The organism is Vibrio sp. M260118 (assembly GCF_036533755.1).
Classification (GTDB): Bacteria; Pseudomonadota; Gammaproteobacteria; order Enterobacterales; family Vibrionaceae; genus Vibrio.
Genome location: NZ_JATABG010000234.1, coordinates 1 through 5660 on the forward strand (window position 1 = coordinate 1; position 5660 = coordinate 5660).

Annotated in this window: 3 protein-coding genes and 1 pseudogene; 3 read left to right on the plus strand and 1 reads right to left on the minus strand. The window is 46.1% G+C overall.

What is annotated here, in order from left to right; all coding sequences use genetic code 11:
* Positions 1-95 precede the first annotated feature (95 nt).
* Together ydiJ and QTO00_RS13640 are read left to right on the plus strand one after the other, a co-directional pair.
* Positions 96-3128 (plus strand): D-2-hydroxyglutarate dehydrogenase YdiJ, encoded by a 3033-nt coding sequence (ydiJ, locus tag QTO00_RS13635; protein WP_331425293.1) that lies wholly within the window; start codon positions 96-98, stop codon positions 3126-3128.
* A gap of 67 nt (positions 3129-3195) precedes the next feature.
* Positions 3196-3657 carry a methyltransferase family protein gene (locus QTO00_RS13640; protein ID WP_331425294.1) on the plus strand — a complete coding sequence of 154 codons (462 nt, stop codon included), beginning with the start codon at positions 3196-3198 and terminating at the stop codon, positions 3655-3657.
* A gap of 25 nt (positions 3658-3682) precedes the next feature.
* On the opposite strand, the pseudogene QTO00_RS21000 reads toward QTO00_RS13640, so the two are convergent.
* Positions 3683-3856, minus strand: a pseudogene (locus QTO00_RS21000) (mannose-6-phosphate isomerase); the annotation flags it as partial.
* Between the two features lie 217 nt (positions 3857-4073).
* Between QTO00_RS21000 and QTO00_RS13645 the strand changes: the two are divergent.
* Positions 4074-5660: methyl-accepting chemotaxis protein (locus QTO00_RS13645; RefSeq protein ID WP_331425295.1), on the plus strand; the 1587-nt coding region annotated here is incomplete at its 3' end.

A 5660-nucleotide genomic window follows, 5' to 3' on the forward strand; every position in this document is an offset into this window, starting at 1 on the left:
CTTTTAAATGTTGTAAAGTGACCTGATTCAAATAATAGTTTTAATCTGAGCAAACCCACTGCTGATTGGATCAGCGTTGTAGGGGCAGGAAGCACATGTTACCAAGATTACATTCTCAATCGGATGTGGATCCGATCGTTCTCACCTTTCTCGAACAGCTGCAAGCCGCCGGGTTTAGTGGTGATATAGAAAGTCAATTCTCCAGTCGTTTGGCAGTCGCGACAGACAACAGTGTCTATCAGCAGTTACCCCAAGCGGTGGTACACCCAAAAACCACCCAAGATGTTGCCCTGATTGGTAAAATCAGCAACAAAGCGGAGTTCGAGCGCATCAAGTTCTCCCCACGCGGTGGCGGTACAGGAACCAATGGTCAGTCCTTAACCAAAGGGGTGGTGGTTGATCTCTCTCGCTATATGAACCAAGTTCTTGAAATTAATCAGGAAGAGGGTTGGGTTCGCGTTCAAACTGGTATCATCAAAGACCAGCTTAACGATGCGGTAAGGCCGTTTGGCTACTTTTTCTCGCCAGACCTATCGACTAGTAACCGTGCAACGCTAGGCGGAATGATCAACACAGATGCATCCGGTCAAGGCTCACTGAAGTATGGTAAGACTTCTGATCACGTTCTCTCTTTACAGGCGGTGTTTGCAGATGGTTCGTGCTTAGAGTCGGATCTCTCGCATGGTATGCCTCAAGAGGGTGAGTTTGCTTATGATGCTTATCATGTGACCGAGAAAGTGTGTCGTGAAAAGCGCGCTCAGATTGATGACAAGTTTCCTTCTTTAAACCGATTCTTAACTGGTTACGATTTAAAAAATGCACTAGACACAGAGACAGATAGTTTCGATCTTACCCGTGTACTTTGTGGTGCAGAGGGTTCGCTCGCGTTTATTACCGAAGCCAAGCTAAATCTGACTCCGATTCCTAAGGCTCGCACCCTAGTTAACGTTAAATACAATAGTTTTGATTCTGCACTGCGTAGCGCACCGTTTATGGTCGAGGCTAATGCACTATCGGTTGAAACCGTCGATTCGCGTGTACTCAACTTAGCTAAGCAAGATATCGTTTGGCACACGGTAAGCGACCTGTTAACTGACGTTCCTGGCAAAGATATGCAGGGCATCAATATGGTTGAGTTTGCGGGTCAAGATGAAGCTGAGGTTGAGCAGCAAGTCAACTCGCTTACCGAGCGCCTTGAAGCCATGCTTGAAAGCAATGAAGCGGGAGTTATTGGTTATCAAGTGTGTAGTGATGTTGCCAGTATTGGCCGTATTTACAACATGCGTAAGAAAGCCGTTGGCCTGCTTGGTGCTGCGAAAGGGCGTGCTAAACCAGTCGCCTTTGCGGAAGACACCTGTGTACCACCCGAAAACCTTGCTGACTTTATTGTCGAGTTCCGCGAGCTGCTAGATGCTAAGTCACTTAACTACGGCATGTTTGGCCACGTAGATGCAGGTGTACTTCATGTTCGTCCAGCCCTTGATTTGTGCGATCCAAAGCAAGAAAGCTTAATGCATGAGATCTCAGATGAGGTTGTTAAGCTAGTGGCTAAGTACGGCGGTTTGATGTGGGGTGAGCACGGTAAGGGCTATCGCTCTGAGTACGGCCCAGAGTTCTTCGGTGAAGAGCTTTTCACTGAGCTTCGCCGAGTTAAAGCCGCTTTTGACCCGCACAACAAGATGAACCCGGGTAAGATCTGTACTCCGCTTGAGAGCAGTGAGGAGTTAGTCAAAGTTACCGACACCAAGCGTGGCTATTTTGATCGCCAGATTGATGTTCAAGTGCGTGACAGCTTTAAGCAAGCGATGGAGTGTAACGGCAACGGCTTATGCTTTAATTACGACACTGCTTCACCTATGTGTCCTTCAATGAAGGTGACTGCCGATCGTCGTCACTCACCAAAAGGCCGAGCAGGGTTAGTTCGCGAATGGTTGCGTCAGCTGACTGAGCAAGGTATCGATATTTTAGATCTTGAGAAGCAGACTCTCGAGAAAAATGCGTCGATAAAAACGATGATCGATCGCGTGCGTAATACGGTTAATAAACGTCACGAGTACGACTTCTCTCACGAAGTGTATGAAGCGATGAATGGTTGTTTGGCATGTAAAGCGTGTGCGAGTCAATGTCCAATCAAAGTTGATGTGCCGAGTTTTCGCTCGCGATTCTTGAACATCTACTACTCACGTTATCAGCGCCCTGCTAAAGACTACTTAGTTGCGAATATCGAGACCATGTTGCCGTTAATGGCCAAAGCGCCTGCACTGGTTAATGGCGCGTTAAAACAGAAGTGGATACAAGATGTAACTGCAAAAACAGTCGGTTATGTTGATGCTCCGTTGCTATCTGTTCCGACGTTAGACAAGCGTCTCTCTTCACTTAAGCCGTTTGATTTGCAACAGCTTGCGGCAATGTCGAAAGAGGACAAAGCGGATCACGTTGTGATTGTTCAAGACCCGTTCACTAGTTACTACGACGCGCAAGTGGTGGAAGATTTTGCATCGCTGGTGGCTAAATTAGGTAAAACGCCTGTTTTGTTGCCGTTCAAACCCAATGGAAAAGCACAGCATATTAAAGGTTTCTTAAAGCAGTTTGCGGCGAATGCGAAAACGACCGCAGCCTTTTTGCAGAAAGTAGCCGATGTAGGTGTACCGCTAGTGGGTGTCGATCCTGCCTTGGTACTTTGCTATCGAGACGAGTATCAAGAAGTACTGGGTGACACACGTGGCGACTTCCAAGTTCTTACCGTTCATGAGTGGTTAGAGCCGAAATTGGCAGAAATGGAACAGCGCCCCTCCAATGGACAAGATCCTTGGTATCTGTTTGCTCACTGTACCGAGAAAACCAAATTGCCAAACGCTGAGAAAGAGTGGGGGGCGATTTTCTCTCACTTTGGTGCAAGGTTAGATACCGTGCCAGTCGGTTGTTGTGGCATGGCGGGTACCTTTGGTCATGAAGTCGATAAGCTACAAATGTCGAAAGATATTTATGGGCTTAGTTGGAAGCCGAGACTGGAAGATCTGCCTAAAGAGCGCTGCTTGATTACCGGTTACTCTTGCCGAAGTCAGGTAAAACGCTTCGAAGATACTAAGGTTAAGCATCCTCTCCAGGCTTTGTTAGAAATAATTTAGATCATATAGCTCAACTTACATGGTTGAGCTATTTTGTATTTAGCCAAGCGAAAACTAAGGAAAGCCAATGGATAAACTCGAACGAAAGATACCACCGGTAGCCGTATTTCTGCTGTTTTTTGTCGTTATCAACCATATCAGCCTCGAGTTTCTCGCCTTTACGGTTAGCTTACCGCTCAACTCTGCGGTGTTTGGTTTGTGCTTTATCGTTTCAGGGTATGTCGGGCTTGCGGGTGTATTCGAGTTCAAACGAGCGAAAACGACGGTGAATCCAATCAAAGTCGATCAGGCGTCATCAGTGGTCGATTCAGGTATCTTTGGTTATAGCCGTAACCCTATGTACCTTGGTCTGTTTTTGCTGTTGTTTGGTTACGCCTATTGGCAGCAAAACCTATTGGCTATCGTGTTTAGCTTTGGCTTCATCGCCTATATGAACCGTTTTCAAATTAAGCCTGAGGAGCGCGCGTTGGAATGTTTATTTGGTGCAGAATATTTAGATTATAAACAGCGTGTGAGGCGCTGGATTTAACAGTAATCCAACGCCAACCAGTTTGCTAGTTGTAAGCTCTGGCAAAGGTTCCTGAGCCACTAAACTGGTAAGCCTGGGAATCACAGGTGACAAACGCCGACTCACCTTTTTTCAATACTAGCGCCTTTTGTGGCGTCTCAATCAACACCTCTCCATCAATACAGAAAATCACCTCTGCGCTTCTGGCATACAGTGTTTGCTGCGATTGTAACTGTCAACTCAGAAGGTCGCTAACGCAAACGCGCTTAGCTTCAAATAGTAAGCCCATACCAAATGCAAGTTTTGCGTTATCAACTACTATTTAATCAATCCAACAAAACGTGAACTAAAGAGGCTTCTTATCGGAGCCTCTTCCTACAACAATAAACGGAGCTAGGCACGCTTTATTGCCGAAGACTCCATACAAGGGGCTAACATTGAATTTAACTGTCATTAGTCGCACCATATTAGGCTTTAGTATTGTCGTCTTTTTGATGACACTCTTAGCGGGGGTGGGCTTCTATGCCCAAAAGCAATCATCAAGTGCTTATAAAGAAACTGCAGAAGAACTGATTCCTATCGTGGAGCGCAGCTACCAACTTGCGATTATCGCACAAAACGTTAACAGAGCGGTGAGTCAACATGCTAACGCGCTCAACGACCAACAACGCAATCAGCTAGAGCATGAATTTGATTCTGCCGTCACACAATATACAGACTTGCGTGCTTCATTGAGCCGTTCATTGGCAGGCCAAAGCGACTTTAATCGTTTGTTAGAACAAGCGGATCAAGCATTTTCTCAAGCATTTGCTTTGGGACAACAGCAGATAAGCGCTACCAATGAACTGGCGACGACGCGAGACGTCTCACGTGCGGAAATACAGAACTACACAGCCAGATGGATTACTTTCGATGATGAGAGAGATGCAGCAGTGTTACTCGCTAGTAACTTAGGCTTAGTAGAAAGCTTTGCTGTTTCGGTTATCGCCGACAGCTTAACCCTTTCTCAAGCAACCCTAAGTGGCGTTAGCAATATTGAGAACTTGGAGCTGCTGAATAATATTAAGCAGAAGCTATCGGCCAATGCGTTAAAAACTGTTTCTCGAATCGAAAAGCTCACCGATATGGCACCTGACTCAGCCGAGAAACTAAAGCCATTTGTAGAGTTTCTAAACTTTTCGGTTAACGATGAACGAGGCTATCTGTCTCTGCAGATCAAGTTGGTATCCTTAGGTGAGCAGATAAACCAAAACCTTGTTGAAATCGGCTCATTGGTCAATCGAGGTGCGAACAGCCTTGATAAACTATCTCAATCGATAAATGCGTTAGTGGCGAGTACCAACCAGAAAGTGGAACGAGGTGCTGACTCAAATATTCTAATGACTTCTGTGCTGTTTATTGTAGCGATAGTGGTCAGTGTTTTGATTGTGTGGAGTCAGATTCAGAGTATTAAAACGCCATTAAAGAGTATTACCAAAGCACTTATTGCGTTGGGTGATGGTCAGATCGACCAGCATATCGATCTGAAGAAAAAAGATGAATTTGGCGAGATTGCTGCTGGCATTAATCAGCTCGCTAACAAGCTTGGCGGTGTGCTGTCAGGGCTAAAAGAGAGCTCTAGTACGCTTTCTCATTCGGCACAAGGTGCGCTCGATGTTTCGACGAAATCGGAAGAGATGTTAGAGAGCCAGAAATTCCAAACTAGTTCAGTTGCGACAGCGGTCACCGAAATGGAATCGGCGGTTTATGAAGTGGCGAGAAATGCCGAGTCTTCACTGGGGCAGGTGTTAGCAATTCGTGAGTTGGCATCTGCTGGTAAGTCGAAGATGGATATGTCGATTAACTCGATTAATGAGCTTGATTCAGACATTGAATCAGCCGCTCAAACCATAGGTCAGATGAAGCAAGAGTCTGAAAATATCGAAGGGATTCTTGAAGTGATCACCGGTATCGCCGAGCAAACTAATCTACTTGCTCTTAATGCTGCTATTGAAGCCGCGCGCGCAGGGGAGCAGGGCAGAGGC